The following is a 3,646-nucleotide window of genomic DNA, read 5'->3' as shown; positions in this document are numbered from 1 at the left end:
GGCGACGTGCTCTATGTCGGCAAGGCCAAGAGCATCAAAAAGCGCGTCGCCTCCTATGCCCGCCCGACCGGCCACGACACGCGCATCGCACGCATGATCGCGGCCACCGCCTCGCTCGAATTCGTCACCACGCGAACCGAGACCGAGGCGCTGCTGCTCGAAGCCAATCTCATCAAGCGCCTGCGGCCGCGTTTCAACGTCTTGATGCGCGACGACAAGTCGTTTCCCTATATCGTCATCACGCGCGATCACCCTGCGCCGCAGATCCTGAAACATCGCGGCGCGCGCACGCGACCTGGCGACTATTACGGGCCTTTCGCTTCGGTCTGGGCGGTGAACCGCACCATCACGGCGCTGCAGCGCGCCTTCCTCATCCGCTCATGTTCGGATGCAGTGTTCGAGAGCCGCACGAGGCCTTGCCTCCTGCATCAGATCAAGCGCTGCTCGGCGCCCTGCACCGGCGAGATTACGCCGGAGGCGTATGCCGAACTTGTCCGGGAAGCGCGTGAATTCCTGTCCGGCAAGAGTCACGCCGTGAAGGGATTGCTGGCGCAGGAGATGGAGAAGGCCTCGAACACGCTCGATTTCGAGCGCGCTGCGATCTATCGCGACCGGCTTGCCGCATTATCCGCGATCCAGTCGCAACAGGGCGTCAATCTACGCGGCGTCGACGATGCCGACGTGTTCGCAATCCATCAGGCCGGCGGATACAATTGCGTCCAGGTGTTCTTCTTCCGCACCGGGCAGAACTGGGGCAATCGCGCCTATTTCCCGAAGGCCGATCGCGGCGTGTCCGCCGCCGAAGTGCTGAGCGCCTTCATCGCGCAATTCTACGACGACAAGCCGTGCCCACATACGATCCTCGTCTCGGAAGATCTGCCCGAGCGGGCGCTGCTCGCCGAAGCGCTGTCGACCAAGAGCGGACACGCCGTCGAGGTCACCCGGCCGAAACGCGGCGAGAAGCGCGACGTTGTCGATCATGCGCTCGCCAATGCGCGCGAGGCGCTGGGTCGCAAGCTCGCCGAATCGTCCTCGCAGCAAATCCTGCTCAAGTCGCTCGCCGAGACCTTCGCGCTGCCCGCTCCGCCGCGCCGGATCGAAGTTTACGACAACAGCCACATCCAGGGCTCAAATCCGGTCGGCGCGATGATCGTCGCGGGCCCAGAGGGCTTCGTCAAAAACCAGTACCGCAAATTCAACATCCGCTCGGAAGAGCTGACGCCCGGCGACGATTTCGGGATGATGCGCGAGATGCTGGAGCGCCGCTTCAAGCGGCTTCTCAACGAGCATCCGCGCGCGCCGCGGCCACAGCCAGTGGACGGCGAAGCCGCGCCGTCCCCTGCGTCGACGGAAGCGTCCGCCGACGTGCAGCCCATCGGCGAGCAGGACACGGGCGTTCGGGACGCCAATGCGACGGCGGAGACCCCGTGGCCCGATCTCGTGCTGATCGATGGCGGCCAGGGGCAGCTCACGGCCGCCCGCCAGACGCTGGAGCAGCTTGGCGTCACCGATGTTCCGCTGGTCGCGATCGCCAAGGGCATGGATCGCGATGCCGGGCGGGAGACCTTCTTCATGCCCGGACGCGAGCCGTTCCGGCTGCCGCCGCGCGATCCCCTGCTCTATTTCATCGAACGGCTGCGCGACGAGGCGCACCGCTTCGCCATCGGCTCGCACCGCACCCGCCGCAAGCGGGACATCCGCGAGGGCGGCCTGCAGGAAATCCCCGGCATCGGCCCGACCCGCAAGCGCGCGCTGCTCAATCACTTCGGAACCCTCAAGGCGATTGAACGGGCCTCCATGGCCGATCTTGCGAAGGTTCCCGGCATCAATGCCGACACCGCGCGCCGCATCTACAACTTTTTCCACGACCGGCCGGCCTGATTCCCCCGGTTTGGCGGGCCTTTTGAAGGCGCGCGGGACAAGTCCCGGCAACCGGGTTCGGGCGGGTTGACGGGGACGCGCCGGGTGTGTTCGCTGAGGCCATGAATTCAATGTCGACGCAACGCGTTGAGGGCGGCGCGTTTTCGCTGCCCAATGTGCTGACATATTGCCGCATCCTCGCGGTGCCGCTGGTTGTGGCCTGCATGTATTGGCAGGCCATCCTGCAGGGCGGGCTGTGGCTGCGGCTGGCGGCGCTTGCGATCTTCATTGCGGCCGGCATCACCGATTTTTTCGACGGCTATTTCGCGCGGAGCTGGGGCCAGCAATCGCGCCTCGGCCGCATGCTCGATCCGATCGCCGACAAGCTGCTGGTCGCGTCCTGCCTCCTGATGCTGGCCGCGGACGAGACCATCAAGGGCTGGTCGCTGTTTGCGGCCATCATCATCCTGTGCCGCGAAATCCTGGTGTCGGGCTTGCGTGAATTCCTCGCCGAATTGCGGGTCAGCGTGCCGGTCACCCAGCTCGCCAAGTGGAAGACGACGCTGCAACTCGTGGCCATCGGTTTCCTGCTGGGCGGTGAGGCGGTCGACTACTACCTGCCGCACAGTTTTCTCGAATGGCGCTGGCGCTACGGCGACGAACCGCTGCCGCTGACCACGTCGATCGGGCTGGTCCTGCTCTGGATTTCCGCGATTCTGACCCTTTATACGGGCTGGGACTATTTCCGCGCCGGGCTGCGTCATATCATCGACGAATGAGCGAAGGCGGGACAGCGCGAGCGCGGCGTATCCGGAAATTGATCCCCGGAAACATGCCGTGACGCGGGTCGTGCCGCATGGCGCCAATCAGGATCGGGTGATCGGGACAGCGATGAAGCTTCTGTATTTCGCGTGGGTTCGCGAGCGCATCGGCAAATCGGAGGAAGTGGTGTCGCCGCCTGCGGACGTGACCACCGTTTCCGATCTCATCAGCTGGCTTTCGGGGCGCGGCGAGGAATATGCCTACGCGTTCGAAAATCCGAAGGTGATCCGCGCCGCCATCGATCGCAAGCATGTGCAGGCCGCTTCCCCGATCGCCGGCGCCAGCGAGATCGCGTTTTTCCCGCCGATGACAGGTGGGTGATGGCCGCGACCATCCGTTTGCAGCGTGAGGATTTCGACGCCGCCGCGGAGGCGGCCCGGCTGACGCGCGGGCGGACCGATATCGGCGCCGTCGTCACCTTCACGGGCATCTGCCGCGATCACGAAGGCGGGCACGGCGTCAGCGCGCTGACCCTCGAACATTATCCGGGCATGGCGGAGGAAGAGATTGCGCGCCATGTCGCCGAGGCGGAACAGCGCTGGCCGCTGCTCGGGGTCACGGTCATTCACCGCTTCGGCCGCATGCAGCCCGGCGACAATATCGTGCTTGTGGTGACGGCTTCGGCGCACCGCCAGGCCGCCTTCGAGGCGGCCTCGTTCCTGATGGATTACCTGAAGACGCGCGCCCCGTTCTGGAAACTCGAAGAGCGGCCCTCCGGCACCGATTGGGTCGCGGCGAAAGAGGCTGACGACGATGCGGCGGCGCGCTGGGTGAAAGAGCGGTCGTAGGCAATTTCGGTTGAGGTGGGGTCGCCTCACCGATTTCTTGTCATGCCCCGCGAAAGCGGGGCATCCAGTAAACTCTTGAAGCAGTTGTGTTGACTGGATCGCCCGCTTTCGCGGGCGATGACAGTGAGAGAGGCTCACGCCGCCTGGTCTTTGGCGTATTGCGCAACGCCGTGACC

General features: G+C 65.1%; 4 protein-coding genes. All 4 read left to right on the top strand.

Features of this window, described 5'->3' with window-relative positions; genetic code table 11:
• Positions 1-6 precede the first annotated feature (6 nt).
• The 4 genes from uvrC (at position 7) to moaE (ending at position 3,470) form a co-directional block, all read left to right on the top strand.
• Positions 7-1,881: an excinuclease ABC subunit UvrC gene (uvrC, locus tag VN004_RS01325; protein WP_414710214.1), complete on the top strand. Its 1,875-nt coding sequence runs from the start codon at positions 7-9 to the stop codon at positions 1,879-1,881.
• Between the two features lie 101 nt (positions 1,882-1,982).
• Positions 1,983-2,639 (top strand): CDP-diacylglycerol--glycerol-3-phosphate 3-phosphatidyltransferase, encoded by a 657-nt coding sequence (gene pgsA / locus VN004_RS01320; protein WP_325606301.1) that lies wholly within the window; start codon positions 1,983-1,985, stop codon positions 2,637-2,639.
• Positions 2,640-2,751: 112 nt separating this feature from the next.
• Complete coding sequence (gene moaD, locus VN004_RS01315; protein ID WP_325606303.1) at positions 2,752-3,003, top strand: molybdopterin converting factor subunit 1; 252 nt, start codon at positions 2,752-2,754, stop codon at positions 3,001-3,003.
• On the top strand, positions 3,003-3,470 hold the full coding sequence (gene moaE, locus VN004_RS01310) for a molybdopterin synthase catalytic subunit MoaE (protein WP_325606300.1): 468 nt from the start codon (positions 3,003-3,005) through the stop codon (positions 3,468-3,470). The genes moaD and moaE overlap by 1 nt, the downstream gene beginning before the upstream one ends.
• Positions 3,471-3,646 lie beyond the last annotated feature (176 nt).

It is taken from the genome of Pseudorhodoplanes sp. (genome assembly GCF_035565855.1).
In the GTDB taxonomy this organism is placed as follows: domain Bacteria; phylum Pseudomonadota; class Alphaproteobacteria; order Rhizobiales; family Xanthobacteraceae; genus Pseudorhodoplanes.
This window is presented reverse-complemented; position numbering and strand designations above follow the sequence as displayed.

What these genes read in the sequence shown, in the direction of transcription:
- pgsA (WP_325606301.1), top strand. Translation starts at nt 1,983, where the DNA reads ATGAATTCAATGTCGACGCAACGCGTTGAGGGCGGCGCGTTTTCGCTG.
- moaD (WP_325606303.1), top strand. Translation starts at nt 2,752, where the DNA reads ATGAAGCTTCTGTATTTCGCGTGGGTTCGCGAGCGCATCGGCAAATCG.
- moaE (WP_325606300.1), top strand. Translation starts at nt 3,003, where the DNA reads ATGGCCGCGACCATCCGTTTGCAGCGTGAGGATTTCGACGCCGCCGCG.